Below are 18,556 nucleotides of genomic sequence, written 5' to 3'. Positions count from 1 at the left end.
GCCGCAGAAATTGCTCACGACCGTGACAAAAAATCCTGTTCATGAGCCTGTTCGCGGCACATGGGACGCTCGACAAGTGACAACGGTTGACGACCGAACCCGGCCAGTGCGATCACACAGAGTGACCGGTGCTCTCAGTGGTCCACGGCAGCCGGGTTGACCGGGTACTCATGGACCACGACCGCAGCCGCACCGACACCCGGGTGTCGCTGCAGCACGGCCTCTATCTCGCCGAGTTCCATCCGGACACCCGCGATCTTGACCTGGCGGTCGACGCGGCCCAGGTACTGCAGGGTGGGCACGCCCGCGCCGGACGCCGAGGGTGACAGCAGCCGGACGGCATCCCCGGTCCGGTAGAGGCGGCCCGAGGGCGTGCTCTCGAACGGGTCGGAGCAGAAGGCCTCGCGGGTGCGCTCGTGGTTGCCGAGGTAGCCACGCCCCACGCAGACGCCGCCGACGAAGAGCTCACCGGTCTCGCCGATGTCGCAGGCGCTCCAGGTGCCGTCGTCCTCGTTCCGCAGCACATAGAGCTGGGTGTTGACGATGGGGGTGCCGATCGGCAGCCGGAGAAGTTCCAGGTCCTTGGCGGTCACCGTGTGGTGGGTGACGTCGTCGGAGCACTCCGTCGGGCCGTAGGCGTTGAGCAGCCGGGCGTGCGGCATGGTCTCCAGCCAGCGGCGCGACAGCTCGGCCGGCAGTTCCTCCCCGGTAGCGATCATCCAGCGCAGCCCGCCGAGAGAATTGGCGGATACGTCGCTGAGGTCATCGAGGAGGTGCCTGACCATGGTCGGGACCAGCTCGACGATGGTGATGCCCTGGTCGTCGACGGCCCGCGCGAAGGCCACCGGGTCGTGCCCGACGTCGTCGCCGATGACGTCCACCCGGCCGCCCAGGAGCAGGGGGCAGAGCATCTGCCAGACCGAGATGTCGAAGCCCAGCGGGGCCGTCTGCGCCAGCACGTCGGCGGGCGTCATCTCCAGGTCGACGATCTTGGCGTAGAGGTGATTGATCATCCCCTGGTGCTCGACCACGGCGCCCTTGGGCGTGCCGGTCGAGCCCGAGGTGAAGAGCACGTACCGGGGCTGGTCGAGGGCGTGCAGGCGCGGCTCACCCGGCCACGGCTCGCATGTGTCGGCGCGTCCAGCCCGGATGATCTCGCAGCCCGCCTCGGCCGCTCCGGCCAGGAGCGCCGGTGCCGACTCCCCCTGGTCGACGGTCACCAGCACGCGGGCCCCGGCCTGGGCGAGCACGTCCCGGACCCGCGCGGCCGGCCAGGTCTCGTCGGCGGGGACGTAGAGCGCGCCGACCAGCTCGATGGCGAGGAACGCGGAGATCACGGTGGCACAGCGCGCACCGCCCACACCGACGACCGTGCCGGGCTCGACGCCCGCGCGTTCCAGCAGCGTGGCAAGGCGGCGGGCCTCGGCGGCGAGGCCGGTATAGGAGAGCGAACGTGTCGCGTCGGTGACGGCGGGGCGATCGCCCTCGGCGGCGAATCGTTCGACCCGGGTGATGACCGGATCGGCGAGGTCGACCGGGTGCTCGCGGGTCATGCCGTGGCGGGCGGCCAGCTCACGGGCCCGCGCGACCTCCGCCGGGGAGACCTCCAGCACGGGCAGCTCAGCCGGCCCGAGCAACCGTTCGGCGACCTGTCCGCGAGCATTCATCTTAACTCTCCGTGATGTAGGAATTCTCCACCGTCATCGGTTAATCATGTCGGCCCAACAGCTTATGACCGACCCGAGCCGAATCATCACCAGAATCGACTCATAGGAGACTACCGGCGAGTAAGTAGGGGGTTGCGGGCACTCAACCCCGAAGGTACGGTTATGCTCCGCCACGGTTCGGTCAGAACCTCGCGGCGTGCTTCGGGGGCAGATGGGGGAACACCCGAAATTGCTTTCTGGGTATTCGATTCACGGGACGGCGCGGGATCACGAATCCAAGTCCCTCGGCAGGAAAGTCACAATTTCACCAGACCTGTTGATCGTCGTTTCCGCAAGGGTGGCAGCGTGCCCATCATCACCTCGCCGCAGGACTTCAATGTCGAGGATCTTTATGTGGATCTCCGGCCGGTTCTCGACAGCCCGCTCTATCTCAAATGCGAGGGATTCAATTTCGCCGGGTCGGTGAAGCTCAAGGCCGCCGCCGAGATGGTCGAGGCGGCCGAGCGGGACGGCGCCCTGACCTCCGAATCGATCATCGTCGAGTCGTCCTCGGGCAACCTCGGCATCGCGCTCAGCATCATCGCGGCGAGCAAGGGCTACCGCTTCATCTGCGTCACCGACCCCCGCTGCAACCCGGCGTCGATGCGCCTCATGCGCGCGCTCGGCGCGGAGGTACGGGTCATCTCGCGGCAGGACGCCAACGGGGGGTTCCTGGAGAGCCGGATCAGGTACGTGCGGGAGCTCTGCGAGACCGAACGCGAGGGCGGGGCGGAGTACGTCTGGCTCAACCAGTACGCCAACCACAACAACTGGCTGGCGCACTACCGCGGCACCGCACCGGCCATCGACCGGCACTTTCCCGAGCTGGAAGTGCTCTTCGTCGGCGCCGGCACCACGGGCACGCTGATGGGCTGCGCGCGGTACTTCCGGGAGCACCGCCGCCCGGTCACCATCGTCGCGGTCGACGCGGCCGGCTCGGTCACCTTCGGCGGCATCCCCGAGCGCCGGATGGTGCCCGGCCTCGGCACCAGCAGCCGGCCCGAGCTCGTCGACGAGTCGTTCATCGACGACGTCGTGCACGTGCCGGAGACCGACACCATCCGCACGGTGCACCGGCTGTCGTCGCGGGGCTTCCTCTTCGGCGGGTCGACCGGGACCGTCGTCAGCGGCGCGGAGCGCTGGCTCGCCGAAAAGTACCCCGGTGAGTCGCCCGTGGCCGTCGCGATAGCCCCCGACCTGGGCGAACGCTATCTCGACTCCATCTACGAGGAGAGCTGGCTGCGCGACAACTTCGGCCACATCCTCGCCGACCTGAACATCCCCAACGCCGATATTCTCGGCATCTGATCACCCCCACCCCCTTTTCGGAGTTCGACGGACCATGACACAGCCCCCCTCTTTCGCCGTGATCTCAGGCGCCCAGGTACACGAGGCGATCAGCGGCCGGGAAGACGAGGTCACCCGGATGATCGAGGCCGCCTACCGGCTGCACGGCGAGGGCGCGACCGTCAACCCGGACTCCTACTTCCTGCGCTTCCCCGACCGACCGTCGTCGCGGATCATCGCGCTGCCCGCCTCGGTCAAGGGCGATGTGGACGTGCACGGCATCAAGTGGATCTCCAGCTTTCCGGAGAACGTGCAGGAGGGGATCCCGAGGGCCTCCGCCGTGCTGATCCTCAACGACACCCGGACGGGCTACCCGTTCGCGTGCCTGGAGAGCTCCATCATCAGCGCCGCCCGGACGGCCGCCTCGGCGGCGCTCGCTGCCGCCGAGCTCAGCGCCCGCCGGGGCGTGCGCCCGGCCCGGGTCGGGTTCTTCGGCGTCGGCCTGATCGCCCGCTACATCCACACCTACCTCGCAGGCAACGGCTTCGCCTTCGAGGAGCTGGGCGTCCATGACCTCTCCCGCGAGCACGCGGAGGGCTTCAAGGGCTACCTCGAACGTTCGGAGAAGGGCACCATCACCATCCACGAGTCGGCCGAGGACCTCGTCCGGTCGTCCGATCTCATCGTCTTCGCCACCGTGGCCGGCGAGCCGCACGTCACCGACCCGGATTGGTTCGCGCACAACCCGCTCGTGCTCCACGTCTCGCTGCGGGACCTCTCCCCCGAGATCATCCTGTCGTCCTGCAACGTGGTGGACGACGTCGAGCACTGCATGAAGGCCAACACCTCGCCGCACCTGGCTGAGCAGCGAGCCGGCAACCGCGATTTCGTCGCCGGGACCCTCTACGACGTCCTCACCGGCGCGATCACTCCGCCGGCCGACAAGCCGGTGGTGTTCTCCCCGTTCGGCCTCGGCGTCCTGGACCTCGCCGTCGCCCGCTACGTCTACGACCAGGTGACCGCCGCCGGGGACCTGCAGACCGTGCCCGGCTTCTTCCACGAGCTCAAGCGATACGGCTGAACGTGGCCCCTGGCGGATGGACTCCCGTAGAAACGGGAAGGTGTCGGGCATGGAAGACAAACGGGCCGACGTTCAGGAGCTCTCCGACTTCGAGCTCTACGTCTACGAAACGGTCGCCGAGATCGACAAGGCCGGCGGCGCGGCCAACATCGAGACGCTGCGCAACCTCATCGACCGCCCGGAGGAGGACATCTGGGCGGCGTTGAGCCACCTGGTCTCCGCCAACCACGTCCACTCCACCGCCAGGGGTTTCACCCTCGGCCCGCACGACTGGGCCCCCTGACCCTGGCCCCGGGCGGCCCCGTACGGCACAATCAACCAAGCAAGCGTCAGGTTGGCTGCACGGGAGGCCGGGGATGAGGCTCGTCGTCACCGAGGAGCAGGAGGAACTGCGCGGCGCACTGCGCAGGTTCTTCTCGGACAAGTCGCCGGGCGCCGAGGTCCGCCGTCTCATGGAGAGCACCACGGGGTACGACCCGGCGGTCTGGGAGCAGATGGCCGGGCAGCTGGGCCTGCAGGGCCTGGCGATCCCCGAGGAGTACGGCGGGTCCGGGTTCGGCGTCCGCGAGCTGGTGATCGTCCTGGAGGAGATGGGCCGGGCGCTCGTGTGCGCGCCCTACTTCGCCACCGTCGTGCTGGCGGCGACCGCGCTCCAGGCCTCCGGCGACGAGAACGCCAAGCGCGACCTCCTCCCGGGCATCGCCGACGGGACCACCATCGCGACGCTCGCGTGGAACGAGAACGACCGCTGGGACCTCGGATCGATCACGATGACGGCCCGGCGATCCGGAGACGGCTGGATCCTGGACGGCACCAAGACCTACGTGCTCGACGGCCACATCGCCGATCTCGTGCTCGTCGCGGCCCGTACGCCCCTAGGCCTGTCGCTCTTCGCCGTGGACGGCTCCGCCGGTCTTGCTCGCACACCGCTCCCCGTCCTCGACCAGACCCGCAAACTCGCCCGGCTCGACTTCGCCGCCGTGCCCGCCCGGCTCGTCGGCCCCGAGGGCGGCGCGGAGGCGGTCCTCGCGCACACCCTCGACATCGCGGCCGTGAGCCTCGCGGCCGAGCAGCTCGGCGGCGCGCAGATCTCCCTCGACATGACCGTGGAGTACGCGAAGGTCCGGCACCAGTTCGGCCGCCCCATCGGGAGCTTCCAGGCGATCAAGCACCGCTGCGCGGACATGTTCGTCCAGGTCGAGTCGGCCCGTTCCGCCGTGCTCCAGGCCGCCGCCACCGCCGACGAGGACCCCGGCGAGCTGCCCGTCGCCGCCGCCCTGGCCAAGGCGTTCTGCTCCGACGCGTACTTCCACACGGCGGGCGAGAGCATCCAGATCCACGGCGGCATCGGGTTCACCTGGGAGCACGACGCCCACCTCTACTTCAAGCGCGCCAAGTCGTCACAGGAGCTCTTCGGCCCGCCCGCCCACCACCGCGGCCGCCTCGCCGACCTCGTGGGCCTCTGAAGCCCCAGCGACCGGCGCTCCTACGATGGCGGGATGAAACGGGCGAGCGGAAGCATCTTCGGCCTGGCGTACGGCGACGCGCTCGGCGCCCCCACCGAGTTCCTGACCATGCACCAGATCCATGAACGCCACGGCCCGGACGGTCCTCGCGACCTCCCTGGCAAGGCGTTGGTCACCGACGACACCCAGATGGCGTTGGCGGTGGCCAACGGCATGCTGGACGCGCTCGACGACCCTCCGTTCACCCCCGACCGGATCATCCCGATATGGCGGCGCCGCTTCATCAACTGGCTGCACGACCCCGAAAACAACCGCGCGCCGGGCAACACCTGCCTCCGCGCGTGCCGAGGCCTGGACGCCGGGATTCCCTGGGTGGAGGCCACTCAGCACGAGTCCAAGGGCTGTGGCGCCAACATGCGCGTCACCCCGGTCGGGCTCGTCCCGGGCTTCACCGACGAGACCCGTTCCGGCGCCGCGCAGCTCCAGGCGGCGCTCACCCACGGCCACCCGACCGGCCTCGCCGCGAGCGAACTGACCGCCTTCGCCACGTGGTGGCTCCGCGAGGGCATGTCACCGGCGGATCTGCCCACCGCGCTCCGCGAGCACTGCCACGTCCAGCGCGCCGTCTACCACGAACGCTGGCTCGGTGACCTGTGGAAGCGCTCCGGCGCCCCCTCCCCCGCCGAGTTCATCACCCGCGGCTGGGACGAGTGCCGCCAGGCCCTCGACCGGCTCGACGCGGCTCTCCTGCGCGGCAGCCGCGACACGGACCCCTGCGAGATCACCGGCGCGGGCTGGATCGCCGAAGAGGCCCTCGCGACCGCGCTCCTCTGCTTCTTGCTCTTCCCCGACGACCCGGTCTCCGCCGTCTGGCGCGGCGCCGCCAGCTCCGGCGACTCCGACTCCATCGCCTGCCTTGCCGGTGCCTTCGCGGGCGCCCACCTGGGCATGGACGCCTGGCCCCGGGAATGGCAGAGCCGCATCGAGTACGCGGACCAGCTGACCCGCATAGGCCAGGCTTGGGACTAGGTAATGGCGGACCAGCCGGTCCAGCGGTCGATGACGATGGCGACGACCGGCCCTTCGGGGCGGTGCTCCCGGTACTGGGGGTAGCGGGCGGCCAGGAGGTCGATCGGCGCGGCCATCCGGGCGGGGTCATCGATGATGTGGGCGTGCCCGTCCACACGGACCCACCAGAGGCGGTCCCAGTCGTCCTCGTAGTGGTCGGCGAGCAGGGCGACGTGCGGGTTGGCGCGGATGTTGGCCAGGCGCCTGAGGTCGCGGTTGCCCTTGGGCTTGTGGTCGACCGCGGTGTAGACCGTGCCGCGCTCGACGGTGAACGTGATCGGGACGAGGTGCGGCAGGCCGTTCTCGTCCACGGTCGCGAGGCGGACGACGGGGACCGTCATCAGCCGCTGCCGGGCGACGTCCTGAGCGAGGCTGGGCACAGCGGCAGCCTGCCACGGATCCGCCCCCGCGTCAGTCTTTGAACCTGCGTCAGTCTGTGACCCGAGTCAGTCTTTGAACTCGGGGGGGCGGTTCTCCTTGCGGGCCTGGATCGCCTCCTCGAAGTTGCGGGTTGTGAGGCGGACGAACAGCTGCGCGAGGCCTTCGTGGTCCATGTGGGCGTTCAGGCTCGCCGCGTCCAGGCTCGACCACAACATCCGCTTGGTCAGCTCGACGCCCGGACGGCTGAACGCGGCGATGCGTTCGGCCATCTCGTAGCACTCATCCAGCAGCTTGTCGCCGGGCACGGCGCGCGAGACCAGGCCGATCCGCTCGGCCTCCGCCGCGTCCACGTCCCGGCCCGACAACATGATCTCGAACGCGCGGGAGGAGCCGATCGCGCGCGGCAGCAGGTAGCTCAGCCCCAGCTCGCTCGCGGTCAGCCCGTTGTTGATCCCCGCCGCGCGGAAGTAGGCGCCCTCGGCGGCGATCCGGATGTCGGTGGCGAGGGCGAGGCACAGCCCGCCGCCGATCGCCGGCCCGTTGACCGCGCCGATCACCGGCTGGTGCATGCGCCGCATCGCCCGGATGACGTCGTCCAGCAGCTCCATCGAACGCAGCGCGATGGCCGAGACCGTCAGCCCCTCGATGCCCGGGATGCGGCCCGGCGATTCCAGGTCGGCGCCGGAGCAGAAGCCGCGGCCCGCGCCGGTCACGACCACGACCCGCGTGCCGTTGTCGGCGCTGACCTCCTCCAGGGCCTCCTTGAACGGCACCATCACGTCGAACGCCATCGCGTTCATCCGTTCGGGCCTGTTGAGGGTGATCAGCGTGACGTGCGGGCGCGGCTTGTCGATCAGCACGAAGGACATCGGGCTCCCTCCCGGTAACCTAGCAAGCGCTAGGTTACCGGGCGTCCCGGCGCGGGTGCACGGGCGGGGTCATCCACTCACCGTTATGTTGGAGTTTCCGCTGCTTTGATATCCCTCTGTTGCGAGGACCATGTAATAGCGGAAACTGCCCAGACCCATTCCGGACCGAGACCATGCATCGAAGTGGTTGCCCGTGGTTATGGTGCCGCCCGTCCGCTTCGACTGCCGGACGCTCCAGTACTGATTGAAGGTTCGGGTGCCTTCGACGGAGGGGGCGTTGTACCGCGTCGTCTGGTATATGTCGTACGTACCGCCATCGCTGGTCACTGTGCCCTTGTACGTTCCGGTGGGCCGATAAGTGCCCCAGTTGTCGACGATGTAATATTCCACGAGCGGGTTGGACGTCCACCCATAGAGGGTGAGATATGCGTTGCCGGACGGGTTGAAGCTGCCTGAGTAGTTCACAGTTCTGCGCCCGCCGTTGCTCCAGCCCTTGCCGCCCACCCAGTTCCCGACGTTGCTCCATGAGGTGCGGTAGTTGCCGCCGGCGGCCAGGGTCATACAGACCGACCCGCCGCCGTCGGTCCAGAACGAGTAGTAGTAGCCGCCATTTGTGCCGGTTTGACTCGAGCAGATGGTCGTATCGGCGTTGGCGGTGCCGGGAAGCGCGAGCGCGGACGCGGCCAGCGCAAGGGCTCCCGCACGGGCGATGAGGCTTCTGCGGCTGATCGAACGGACGTACATGCTTCCTCCTCGTGAACGCTGACGCAGGCTGGGCCGCGAACCCGCCACGAAGACCACCCGACCGGCGGCCCTGGCGAGAAGCGTCGATCGGGAGTGAGTATGCGATCGCTTCCAAGGAGGCGTCAATGAAGAGTTTCGAAACTTTTCGAAGCTCTGGGTGGCCACAGAAGCCTTTAATGTCCCTCCACCTGGGAAATCTAGGATCCAGAGAAAGAGCGCCCGTATGAAAACCCGATGAAAACTCACGAGCGACCCATAAGCGCTCGAAAAGTTTCGAAAAATGATCGAGGTCCGCGCGGGCGATGCTCCGGATCCCGTCAATGGCCGCGATGCGAAATGAATCGGGTAACCTAGCAAGCGCTAGGTTACTGTTCGTCCAAGCGTGGGTACACGGGCGGGGTGAGGCTGCGCTCGATGACCTGGACCAGCTCGGCCTCGGTGAGGATCCTGGGCTCGCCGATGGCCTTGGCACGGACGTACACGCCGCAGAGCCACTCCAGCAGCCGCGCGTTCTCGTACGCCTCGTCCAGGTCCTTGCCGATGGCCACACCGCCGTGGTTGGCCATCAGGGCCGCGCGCTTACCTCCCTCCATCGCGGCCCGCACGCTGGCGGCCAGCTCCGGGGTGCCGTACGTGGCGTACTCGGCCACCTTGATCACCCCGCCGAGCAGCAGCGTGTTGTAGTGGATCGGCGGCAGCTCCGTCATCGTCGTGGCGACCACCGTGCCGTACGTCGAATGCGTGTGCACGATCGCGGCCGCGTCGGTGCAGTCATAAAGAGCCAGATGCATGGGGGTCTCCGAGGAGGGCGCCCGCTCCCCCTCGACCAGCCGGCCCTCAAGGTCGACCACCGGGCAGTCCTCGGGGGTCATGCGGTCGAGCATCACACCGCCCGGAGTGACCGCGACCAGCTCGCCCACCCGGACGCTGATGTTGCCCGACGCGCCGCTCACGAGCCCGGTCCCGGCCATCTTCCGGCCGATGTCGCACAGCGCCTGCCGCTCCTCGGCACATTTCATTTGCGAATCCCTCTCACGTTCAACCATGTTCAGGCCGTACGCTACGGCCCTGACGATCACAAGGGAGAACCGTCATGGCCGTCGTCACGCTCGGCGTGCACATCGTGGACGTCCTCGCCCGCCCGGTCGAGGCCATCCCGCCGGGGCAGGGCACCGTCGTCGTCGACCAGGTCCGGCTGACCGCGGCGGGCTCGGCGGCCGGGACGGCCGTCGCCCTGGCCAAGCTCGGCAACGACGTCGTCTCCGTGGGCGCCATCGGCGACGACGATCTGGGCGACATCCTGGTCACGATGATGACCCGCCACGGCGTGGACGTCACCGGCCTCGTGCGCCGCACCGCTGACCAGACCAGCGCCTCGATCCTGCCCATCCGACCGGACGGCGGCCGGCCGTCGTTCCACGTGCCGGGCGCCAACCTGACGCTGACCACGAGCGCGGTCGAGCCCGGCCTGCTGGCGGCGGCCGATGTGGTCCACCTCGGCGGGACGGACGTCACGTTCGGGCTGAACGACCCCGCCTTCTTCGAAATGCTGGCGGCGGCCCGGTCCGGCGGGACGATCGTCACCATGGACCTGCTGTCGAACATGCCCGATCTGATCACCGGCGCCGGCGCGTTCCTCCCGTACGTCGACTACTTCCTGCCGAACGAGGAGCAGGCGATGGCGATGGCCGGCAGCGACGACGTCGTGCGGGCGGCGCGCAAGCTGCTCGGCGAGGGACCGCGCGCGGTGCTGGTCACGCTGGGCGAGCACGGCAGCCTCATCGCCTCGGCCGACGGCGTCGAACGCCTCCCGGCGCTGGAAGTCGACGTCGTGGACACGACCGGGTGCGGTGACGCGTACTGCGCCGGGTTCATCACCGGCCTGCAGCACGGCAAGGAACTGCTGGAGGCCGCCCGCTGGGGCACGGCCGCGGCCGCCACGGTCGCGCAGGGGCTGGGCTCCGACGCCTGCCTGACCGACCTCGACGGCGTGCTCGCCCTCTTGTGATCGTGGAACACCGTGAACGTCGACACCGTGAACGTCGGACACCGCTGTGAACGTCAGATCCGCTGGCCGCGGCCCTGCCAATAAGGGTCGCGGAGCAGGCGCTTGTAGAGCTTGCCGGTCGGCGTTCGCGGCATCTCCTCGATGAAGTCGACCGTCCGGGGTGCCTTGTACCCGGCCAGCGAGGCACGGCAGTGCGCGATCAGCTCGGTGGCCAGGCCCTCGGACGGGTTGACCTCGTCGGCCAGCTCGACCGCCGCCTTGACCTGCTCGCCGAACTCCTCGTCCGGCACGCCGAAGACCGCCACATCGCGGACCGCCGGATGGGTGATCAGCACCCCCTCGACCTCGGCCGGGTAGATGTTCACCCCGCCGCTGATGATCATGTCGATGGCCCGGTCGGCGAGGAAGAGATATCCCGCCTCGTCGAAGTAGCCGATGTCGCCGGTGGTGAACAGCCCGCCGGGCCGGTGCACGGACCTGGTCTTGGCCTCGTCGCCCCAGTATTCGACGTCGTCGCCGCTGGTGTAGCGGAACCAGATCTGGCCGGGTTCCCCCGGCTTGGCCGGCTCGCCGTCCTCACGCAGGATGTGCACCTCGGTGGAGGCCAGCGGGCGCCCGACGCTGCCCGGCCGGGCCAGCCACTCGGGCGCGGTGATGATCGTGTTGACCGAGGCCTCGGTGGAGCCGTAGTACTCGTGCACGATCGGGCCGAGCCAGTCGATCATCTGATGCTTGACCGTGGGCGAGCAGGGCGCGGCACCGTGCCACACCGCGGCCAGGCTGGACCCGTCGAACCCGGCCCGCACCTTCTCGTCCACCCGCAACAGGCGCACGAACTGCGTCGGTACGAGATGGACCTGGGTGATGGCGTGCTCGTCGATGAGCCGCAGCGTCTCGGCCGCGTCGAACGACCGGCGCATCACGACGGGCCGCCCGGTGAGCAGAAAGACCTGCGACCACAACCACTGCGCCGAGTGGTAGACGGGCCCGACCAGCAACGACCGGCCGCGTTCGGGGATCAGCAGGATCTCGGCGAAGGTGTCGCCGACAAGCTTGGCGACCTCGATCGGCGCGCCCGCCGCGAGCAGCTTGCGCTTGACCCCCTTCGGCCGCCCGGTGGTGCCCGAGGTGTAGATCATCGGAACGCCCATGCTCTGCCCGGCCGGTTCGCCCTCCGGTCCGCTCGCCACGAACTCCTCGTACGGCGTGAAGCCCGGGATCGCTCCGCCGATCGCCACGCGGGCTCTCAGGTCCAGGCCGTCGGCGGCCGTGGCGGCGATCTCGGCGAAGTCCGCCTCGGAGAACAACGCCTTGGCTCCGGCGTCCTCCAGGACGTACCGCAGCTCATCGGCCGTCCAGTGCCAGTTGACCAGGACATAGCGCAACCCGATGTGGCCGGCCGCGCACATGAGCTCGAAGTGTTCGCGGCGGTTGCCGGAATGGATCGCGATCGCGTCTCCGACGTCCAGCCCGAGGCCGCGCAGGGCACCCGCGAGCCGGTCGGTCGTGGCGTTCAGCTCCTGCCAGGAGGAGGCGCCGCGTTCGTCGGTGATCGCGGGCTCGTCGGGGTGGGCTTGGGCGAACGGACGGAGCAGTTCGGCCACGATGACCTCCAGAGGACCGGCACAAATCCTAGAATTGGACTCTAAGACTCGTGGTGGCCGAGGGGACAGATCAGAGCACCGATCAATGTCCGCGAGGTCAGAGGATATGCGCTGCCAGAGCAGCTGTCAGAGCACCCGTGATGACAGAAATGCACCCGTGATGCCGGGAATATGGCCCCGGCGCGACCGCGCCGCCGCACCGGGTGCCATGTCCGCCAAAGTAGACGCTTGAGGCGTCTCGCCGGTTTCGTCCCCGTTAAGAACTCTGTACCAGGTCCGCCGCGAGCTCCCCGTTCTCGGGCGGCCGCCGCACTCCCAGCACGGCCTCGGCGGCGCCGACGAGCTGCGCCAGCCGGAAGACCTCGGTCCGGTGGAACTGCGGCGCGCCCGTCCGGGCCACCAGCAGCACCAGGTCGGCACCCGCCGCGTCGACGATCGGGGCCAGCGCGAACTGGGTGCCGTCCTCCGCGGTGAACGCCCGGGGCCGGATCGGTTCCAGTTCCGGCACGTCGACCTTCGAACCGCTGCCCAGGCTGGCGTGCACGAGCACGGGCCCCTCCGGGCCCCTCTCGACGAGGCCCGCCCAGTCTGAGCTCAGAATGGCCGGCACCGCGTCCGTCAAGGTCACCGGCCCGCGGTGCGGATCGGCGGCGAGCTGGCCGATGAGCGCGGCGTCCGGAAAGGCGCCCTGCGGCTCGTCGGTGGGCCAGATGCCGATGATGTCCACACCCGGGATCGAGGCCAGCCCGTCACAGAGCCGGTCGATGCCGACCCCCGTGGGCCAGACCACCGTGAAGTCGTCGAGGGCGCGGCCGCTGTCACGTTCCAGAACCGCCATCTGGACCACGTCGGCCCCGGCGACGCCGAGAATCCGCGCCACCTTCCCCAGCGAGCCGGGCCGGTCCGGCAACCGAACGCGAATCCGCAGCATCTTTCGCCACCTCCTGTGTGAGACCCACTCCGCCAGAGTGTTGGAGCGGCATTTCCATGGTGTTACCCAAGAGTGTCGAGGTCGAGAAGTCGGGAGCGGAACGGCATGTCACGTCGCCGGAAGCCCAACAGAAGGTCACGCGCGGGGGTCTATCCCGGCGGGTTACATCCCGTTAAGGTAACTGCACGTGTCGACCGCTCGGGATGAGCCTGTCAGCCGGGACGCGGGGGAGGACGCCGGGGGGAACTCCGGCGGCGATCCCGCGCCGGACTTCCAGGCCGAGATCAGGGACGCCCTCGCCGGGCTGGCCGCGCGGTTCGACCGCGAACTCGCCCGCGAGCACGAGCGCGCCACGCACCGGGAGGCGGTCATCGACCGGCTCCACGAGGAGAACCAGCGGCTCCGCCGGGGCGAGCTCCAGGCCACCCTCGAACCGCTGCGCTCCGCGCTCTACCGCCTGCACGACCTGGCCCGCGGTGGCTCCGAACGGTGGTCCGCGCCGGAGCCGCCGAGCCCTGCGGACGCCGCGTCACTGCTGGCCGCCGTGGCCGACGAGGTCGCCGACACGCTGGCACGTACGGGCGTCGAACGTTTCACCGTCGAGCCTGGCGAGCCGTACGACGCAACCCGGCACCGCCCCGTCGCAGTCGAGCCCGTGACCGACCCGGCGCTGGCCGGCTCGGTGGTCGCGGTCCGGACCGACGGGTTCGAGCAGGACGGCCGGGTGGTGCGCAAGGCCGAGGTCTCCGTCGGCAAGGCCGTCCCAGAAGCACCTCCGGCCCCCACACTCACCCAGACCACGACAGCGGAACCCGCAGCCAAACCCACGGTCGCGGAGGCTGCGGCCAAGCTGACGGTGGCGGAGGCCGCGGCCAAATCCACCGTCGCGGAGGCCGCCGCCAAGCCGGCGGTCAAAGCCACGGCAAAATCCGCGGCGGATTCGGTGCCCGAATCCGCCAAGTCCGGCACGGCCGGACCTGGCGCTTCCGAACCGCTGCGCGAAACCGGGGTGGAGCGAGACGATGAACACCAGAGCGGAGCGAGTGATTAACTCGGGCCGGATGGACGTCCGCCCGCCGGTCACGGACCATGAACACCACGCCCCCGGTATCGATTGGTGAGAGGGACATGGCTGTCTACGGGATCGACCTGGGAACCACCTACTCCTGCATTGCCTCGATCGACGATGTGGGACGGCCCGCGGTCCTGCGCAATCTCGAGGGCACCGACACCACGCCGTCCGTCGTCTACTTCGAGAGCGGCGACAACGTGGTCGTCGGCGCCACCGCCAAGGACACCGCGGTGCTCGCGCCCGACAACGTGGTCAGCCTGATCAAACGGGACATGGGCCGCGACGTGACGCGCCAGATCCACGGGTTCGACTACGCGCCCGAGGAGCTGTCGGCGTTCATCCTGCTCAAGCTGGCCACCGACGCGCGCACCACCACGGGCGAGGAGGCCCGCGACGTGGTGGTCACCGTGCCCGCCTACTTCGGCGCGGCCGAACGCGACGCCACCCGCAAGGCAGGACGGATCGCGGGCCTCAACGTCATCGACATCGTGTCGGAGCCGATCGCCGCCGCGATCACCTACGGCGTGCTCAACCCCGAACAGGACCGGACCATCCTGGTGTACGACCTTGGCGGCGGCACGTTCGACACGACGGTCATCGCGCTGCGCTCCGGCCATATCGAGGTGGTCTGCACCGACGGCGACCACGAGCTGGGCGGCGCCGACTGGGATTCCCGGCTCGTGGAATACCTGGCCGAGCGGTTCCGCGCCGAGCACCCCGAGGCCGGAGACCCGCTCGACGACAAGCAGACCGAGCAGCAACTGCGCCGCGACGCCGAGGACGCCAAGAAGGCGCTCACCACTCGCACGGCGCACACCGTCCGGGTGATGCACGACGGCCGGGTCGCCGCGATCGAGATCACGCGCGAGAAGCTCGAGGAGCTGACCAAGGACCTCCTCGACCGCACCATCGAGATCACCGGCCGTACCCTGTCCACCGCCGCCGAGAAGGGCGTCGACGACTACGACGACCTGGTGCTGGTCGGCGGGTCCACCAAGATGCCGGTGGTGGCGGCGCGGCTGGAGACCGAGCTGGGGCTGGCGCCGCGGTTGCAGGACCCCGACCTCGCGGTGGCCAAGGGCGCCGCGCTGTACGCGTTCGAGGAGACCTACCGGCGGCTGCTGGCGGCGGGCGAGCAGGACCGCGCCGAGGAGATGGCGGGCCGCGCGGGCCTGTCGGCCGAGCAGCAGCGGCAGATCGCCGGGCGCCAGATCAAGACGGTCGCGTCGCACGCGTTCGGCATCGTCGTGGTCGACCGCGAGACCTCCGCCGAGAACGTCGCGCACCTCGTGCACGCCAACGACGAGCTCCCGGCCGCCAAGACCGAGGACTTCTTCACCGTCTACGACGACCAGACCTCGGCCGACATCCGGGTGATGGAGCAGGCGGGCAGCGTCGAGTCCCCCGAGCTCATCGACAACACCGAGATCGCCACGGGCGTAGTCCGCATCCCGCAGGGCAAGAAGGCCGGCTGGCCGATCGAGGTGACCTTCACCCTCGACTCCTCCGGGTTGCTGCACGTCACCGCGGTGGAGAAGGAGACCGGCGAACGGCTGGAGCTCAAGATCGACGTCGGCGGGATGTCGGAGGAGGAGGTCGAGAAGTCCCGTACGGCCCTGTCGAGGGTGCGGGTCAGCTGACGCCCCTTGGAATTTCTCAAAGGTGGGACCGGGTGACCTTCGACGACGACTACAAGCGGGCGGTCCTCGAACCCGCCCGCGCCGCCGGCGACCAGCCGCCCGAGGACCTGCGCATCCGCTATGCGCTGACCGAGCCGCTGGCGGCCGTCACCGTGGCGTCGCAGGTCAAGCTCGTCCGCCAGTGCTGGCGGCGGGCCCGAGGACAGCTGAAGTACCGCAAGCTCATCGACCGGCTGGAGGCGGAGCACCGCGAGCTGGCACCGATCTTCGCCGCCGCCGACCGCGGTGATCTCCGGCCGCTGGCCGAACGGCTGCGCGGCGGGCAGGAGCGGACGCGGCACCGGATGTCGCAGGCCCGCGCCCGGCTCGCCGACGCGGCGGGGATGTTGCGGATGGTCACCCCCGGCGAGGTGGAGGACATCGCGCGCGCCGGAGGGGTGACGCGCGACGAACTGGAGTCGGTGGCCGCCACCGACCGGATCGAGATCCGCGAGCCCGACGTACTGCCCTCCACGCCGCCGTACCCCGCGTACCGCAAGGTGCGCGAGTCACTCGACGTGCTCGGCCGCCGCCACCTGCCCGACTTCCTGTTCGGGGCGCGGCTGGCCGGTCCGATGCGGGTGCTGGACGGCTTCTCCGCGCCGGTCTCGGAAGGCGGCCCGCTGCGCCTGGACGGCCCGGCCGTCACCGCGGTCGCCGCGCAATGGGCACGCCGCAGCCGCGACAGCAGCCTCACCCACGCCGACACCGTCCTGGCTTCGTTGCGTTCGGACGTGGATCTGACTGACCTGACGCTCTACGACCTGGTGGAACGGCTCCGGGAACGGATGCGCCAGCGTGCGTCCGAGCGGGCGTTGTTGCGGCACGCGATGGAGGATCTGGGCATCGAGCCGGGCGACGCGCGCCGGCTGGTGTTCGCCGTGCTGCGCGAGAGCGGACCGGGCGGCGGCCTGGCCGGGCGGTTGCGCGCCCTGCTCGACGGCGGCGAGGTCTACGCGGCCGCCGAGATGGCCGACGCGGCCTCCGAGGATGACGACGAGAAGGCCACCATGCTGGCGGCGGAGGCCCGGCGCCGGGTCGCCACCGCCGTACGGCTGCGCGAGGCCGCCGTGAGCGAACAAAATCCGGACACAGCCTGGCGGCTCCTCGCCGACGCCCTCCAGCTCGTCGGCGACCTGCCCGGGGCCGCGGACCACCAGCGGCGCCTCCCTCCGCGCCAGGTGCCCGCATTGAGCGCCGACGTGGACAGTGACACGGGTGATGACACCCGCGTACGGCTGTCGTGGTCCGGCTCCTCGTCCACCGCCGGAGAGGTGATCTACCACCTGGTGCGGCGCCGTGACCGGCCGCCGCGGAACGCCGCCGACGGCGAGGCGCTCCCCGGCCCGCACGACGATCACCCGCCGGTCAACGTGCCGCTCTACTACGGCGTGGTCGCGGTCCGGGGCGAGGCCGCCGCGGCACCCGCCGTGGCCGGACCCGTGATCGTTCGACCCGAGCCCCGCGAGGTCGAGCTGATCTCAGGCGACGGCGTCGTGACCGGCCGATGGCAGTGCCCACCGGAGGCCGCGCGCGCCCTCGTCGTCCGCGGCGGGAAGGCGATCGCGGCCGGACGCGAGGGATTCCAGGAGCGGGTGCCGAACGGCGTCACCCATCACTACCGGATCTGCGCCGTCTACCTGGACGCGGACGGCCGGGAGGTGGTGACACCCGGCGTCCGGACATCGGTCACGCCGAGCGCCCCGCCGGAGCCGGTGTACGAGCTCACCGCCGAGCCGGATCCCTCCGATCCGGAGTCGTTGCTGGTGCGGTTCGAGCCGCCGCGGCACGGCACGGTCGAACTGGTGCTCACCACGGGTCCGCCACCGTGGCCGCGCAGCGCGCTGCTCCCCGTCGAGGAGGTACGGCAGGCCGGCCGCCTTGTGCCGGGCACGCCGATCAAGGGCGGGCTGGCGGTGCGTCCCGGAGCGGGCGGCTGGCTGCTCGCGGTGAGCGTCGCCGAGGACATGGCCGCGGTCGGCGCGTATCACCGGCACGTCAACCTGCCGCCGCCGCGCCGTGTGGTCGCCGAGCGGCGCGGCGCGTTCGTGCACGTCGGGTTCGACTGGCCGGCGGACGTCGCGGAGGTCGAGCTGACGTACCGGATCGGCAGAGAGCAGATCAGCACAGGGCGGCCCGGCGCAGAGCCGTCCGGCGCAGACCGGATCGGCACAGCGCGGATCGACGCCGGCCCCGAGCGCGAGATCGTCACCCGCGCCGCGTACGACACTCAGGGCGGGATCAGGCTGCCGGTGCCCGAGGACGAGCCGGTCGAGCTGCAGGTGGCGGCGACCGGCACGGTCGGCGACGCCCGGGTCACCGGCCCGTCGGTGAGCGCGGAGGTCGCCGCGCACACCGTCGTCGCGTACGACCTCGAACGCAGCGGACCCCCGTGGCGGCGGTCGCTCACGATCAGACTGTCGGCCGGCCGCCCGTTGCGGGTCGCCCGGCTGGCGCTCGTCCTGCGCACGGGACGGGTCATGCCGCATCGCGCCGGTGACGGCGAGACCATCGGTGCGTGGGAAGAGATACCGGTTCCGGGGGAAGTGTCCCTTCCCATGCCGCAGGTGTCCGGGCCATATTGGCTGCGCTGCTTCGCCGATGATGATGTCATCGAACTCAGCGACCCTCCGGTCCGCCGCCTCCAGGTCACGAGGTGA

16 protein-coding genes are annotated in these 18,556 nt (G+C 70.0%); 9 read left to right on the top strand and 7 right to left on the bottom strand.

All coding sequences use genetic code 11. The features are described 5' to 3' along the window. Window positions 1-134 precede the first annotated feature (134 nt). Entirely contained in the window at window positions 135-1,667 is a 1,533-nt protein-coding gene (locus tag ACH34W_RS02870) for an amino acid adenylation domain-containing protein (RefSeq protein WP_395959075.1), read from the bottom strand. A 345-nt stretch (window positions 1,668-2,012) separates the two neighbouring features. Between ACH34W_RS02870 and sbnA the strand changes: the two genes are divergently transcribed. From sbnA to ACH34W_RS02845, 5 genes are all read left to right on the top strand, one after another. Beyond that, the gene (gene sbnA / locus ACH34W_RS02865) at window positions 2,013-3,014 is read left to right on the top strand and encodes a 2,3-diaminopropionate biosynthesis protein SbnA (protein WP_395959074.1); all 1,002 of its coding nucleotides are present in this window, start codon (window positions 2,013-2,015) and stop codon (window positions 3,012-3,014) included. 34 nt (window positions 3,015-3,048) lie between these two features. Then, window positions 3,049-4,074 (top strand): 2,3-diaminopropionate biosynthesis protein SbnB, encoded by a 1,026-nt coding sequence (gene sbnB, locus ACH34W_RS02860; protein ID WP_395959073.1) that lies wholly within the window; start codon window positions 3,049-3,051, stop codon window positions 4,072-4,074. Between the two features lie 49 nt (window positions 4,075-4,123). Then, window positions 4,124-4,357 carry a hypothetical protein gene (locus ACH34W_RS02855; RefSeq protein WP_395959072.1) on the top strand — a complete coding sequence of 78 codons (234 nt, stop codon included), beginning with the start codon at window positions 4,124-4,126 and terminating at the stop codon, window positions 4,355-4,357. A gap of 73 nt (window positions 4,358-4,430) precedes the next feature. Continuing rightward, window positions 4,431-5,540 carry an acyl-CoA dehydrogenase family protein gene (locus ACH34W_RS02850; RefSeq protein ID WP_395959071.1) on the top strand — a complete coding sequence of 370 codons (1,110 nt, stop codon included), beginning with the start codon at window positions 4,431-4,433 and terminating at the stop codon, window positions 5,538-5,540. A 33-nt stretch (window positions 5,541-5,573) separates the two neighbouring features. Then, window positions 5,574-6,569 (top strand): ADP-ribosylglycohydrolase family protein, encoded by a 996-nt coding sequence (locus ACH34W_RS02845; RefSeq protein ID WP_395959070.1) that lies wholly within the window; start codon window positions 5,574-5,576, stop codon window positions 6,567-6,569. Here ACH34W_RS02845 and ACH34W_RS02840 read toward each other — a convergent pair. From ACH34W_RS02840 to ACH34W_RS02825, 4 genes are all read right to left on the bottom strand, one after another. Next, the gene (locus ACH34W_RS02840) at window positions 6,566-6,988 is read right to left on the bottom strand and encodes a TIGR03668 family PPOX class F420-dependent oxidoreductase (RefSeq protein ID WP_395959069.1); all 423 of its coding nucleotides are present in this window, start codon (window positions 6,986-6,988) and stop codon (window positions 6,566-6,568) included. The two genes, ACH34W_RS02845 and ACH34W_RS02840, sit on opposite strands and share 4 nt — an antisense overlap. 66 nt (window positions 6,989-7,054) lie before the next feature. Continuing rightward, complete coding sequence (locus ACH34W_RS02835) at window positions 7,055-7,858, bottom strand: enoyl-CoA hydratase (protein ID WP_395959068.1); 804 nt, start codon at window positions 7,856-7,858, stop codon at window positions 7,055-7,057. 69 nt (window positions 7,859-7,927) lie between these two features. Beyond that, window positions 7,928-8,602 (bottom strand): glycoside hydrolase family 11 protein, encoded by a 675-nt coding sequence (locus ACH34W_RS02830; protein WP_395959067.1) that lies wholly within the window; start codon window positions 8,600-8,602, stop codon window positions 7,928-7,930. Between the two features lie 365 nt (window positions 8,603-8,967). After that, window positions 8,968-9,621 (bottom strand): class II aldolase/adducin family protein, encoded by a 654-nt coding sequence (locus ACH34W_RS02825; RefSeq protein WP_395959066.1) that lies wholly within the window; start codon window positions 9,619-9,621, stop codon window positions 8,968-8,970. 74 nt (window positions 9,622-9,695) lie between these two features. On the opposite strand from ACH34W_RS02825, the gene ACH34W_RS02820 reads away from it, so the two are divergent. Continuing rightward, a complete protein-coding gene (locus tag ACH34W_RS02820) occupies window positions 9,696-10,610 on the top strand; it encodes a carbohydrate kinase family protein (protein ID WP_395959065.1) in 915 nt (304 codons plus the stop codon). Between the two features lie 53 nt (window positions 10,611-10,663). Here the strand turns inward: ACH34W_RS02820 and ACH34W_RS02815 are convergent, their stop codons facing one another. Together ACH34W_RS02815 and ACH34W_RS02810 are read right to left on the bottom strand one after the other, a co-directional pair. After that, window positions 10,664-12,214 (bottom strand): AMP-binding protein, encoded by a 1,551-nt coding sequence (locus tag ACH34W_RS02815; RefSeq protein WP_395959064.1) that lies wholly within the window; start codon window positions 12,212-12,214, stop codon window positions 10,664-10,666. 256 nt (window positions 12,215-12,470) lie between these two features. Further along, the gene (locus ACH34W_RS02810; RefSeq protein WP_395959063.1) at window positions 12,471-13,145 is read right to left on the bottom strand and encodes an amino acid-binding protein; all 675 of its coding nucleotides are present in this window, start codon (window positions 13,143-13,145) and stop codon (window positions 12,471-12,473) included. Window positions 13,146-13,332: 187 nt separating this feature from the next. Between ACH34W_RS02810 and grpE the strand changes: the two genes are divergently transcribed. The 3 genes from grpE (at window position 13,333) to ACH34W_RS02795 (ending at window position 18,556) form a co-directional block, all read left to right on the top strand. Continuing rightward, on the top strand, window positions 13,333-14,196 hold the full coding sequence (grpE, locus tag ACH34W_RS02805) for a nucleotide exchange factor GrpE (protein WP_395959062.1): 864 nt from the start codon (window positions 13,333-13,335) through the stop codon (window positions 14,194-14,196). Window positions 14,197-14,273: 77 nt separating this feature from the next. Continuing rightward, a complete protein-coding gene (locus ACH34W_RS02800) occupies window positions 14,274-15,857 on the top strand; it encodes an Hsp70 family protein (protein WP_395959061.1) in 1,584 nt (527 codons plus the stop codon). A gap of 32 nt (window positions 15,858-15,889) precedes the next feature. Next, window positions 15,890-18,556 (top strand): hypothetical protein, encoded by a 2,667-nt coding sequence (locus ACH34W_RS02795; RefSeq protein ID WP_395959060.1) that lies wholly within the window; start codon window positions 15,890-15,892, stop codon window positions 18,554-18,556.

The sequence above is a fragment of the Actinomadura sp. 6N118 genome (genome assembly GCF_044326415.1).
In the GTDB taxonomy this organism is placed as follows: Bacteria; Actinomycetota; Actinomycetes; order Streptosporangiales; family Streptosporangiaceae; genus Spirillospora.
The sequence above is the reverse complement of the archived record's forward strand: the minus strand, read 5'-3'. Positions and strand labels throughout refer to the sequence as shown.

Bases quoted from the DNA above. Each gene is read 5' to 3' on its own strand.
- ACH34W_RS02845 (WP_395959070.1), top strand. From the start codon at position 5,574: ATGAAACGGGCGAGCGGAAGCATCTTCGGCCTGGCGTACGGCGACGCG.
- ACH34W_RS02820 (WP_395959065.1), top strand. From the start codon at position 9,696: ATGGCCGTCGTCACGCTCGGCGTGCACATCGTGGACGTCCTCGCCCGC.
- ACH34W_RS02835 (WP_395959068.1), bottom strand. From the start codon at position 7,858: ATGTCCTTCGTGCTGATCGACAAGCCGCGCCCGCACGTCACGCTGATC.
- ACH34W_RS02870 (WP_395959075.1), bottom strand. From the start codon at position 1,667: ATGAATGCTCGCGGACAGGTCGCCGAACGGTTGCTCGGGCCGGCTGAG.
- ACH34W_RS02855 (WP_395959072.1), top strand. From the start codon at position 4,124: ATGGAAGACAAACGGGCCGACGTTCAGGAGCTCTCCGACTTCGAGCTC.
- sbnB (WP_395959073.1), top strand. From the start codon at position 3,049: ATGACACAGCCCCCCTCTTTCGCCGTGATCTCAGGCGCCCAGGTACAC.
- ACH34W_RS02830 (WP_395959067.1), bottom strand. From the start codon at position 8,602: ATGTACGTCCGTTCGATCAGCCGCAGAAGCCTCATCGCCCGTGCGGGA.
- ACH34W_RS02810 (WP_395959063.1), bottom strand. From the start codon at position 13,145: ATGCTGCGGATTCGCGTTCGGTTGCCGGACCGGCCCGGCTCGCTGGGG.
- ACH34W_RS02800 (WP_395959061.1), top strand. From the start codon at position 14,274: ATGGCTGTCTACGGGATCGACCTGGGAACCACCTACTCCTGCATTGCC.
- ACH34W_RS02825 (WP_395959066.1), bottom strand. From the start codon at position 9,621: ATGAAATGTGCCGAGGAGCGGCAGGCGCTGTGCGACATCGGCCGGAAG.
- ACH34W_RS02850 (WP_395959071.1), top strand. From the start codon at position 4,431: ATGAGGCTCGTCGTCACCGAGGAGCAGGAGGAACTGCGCGGCGCACTG.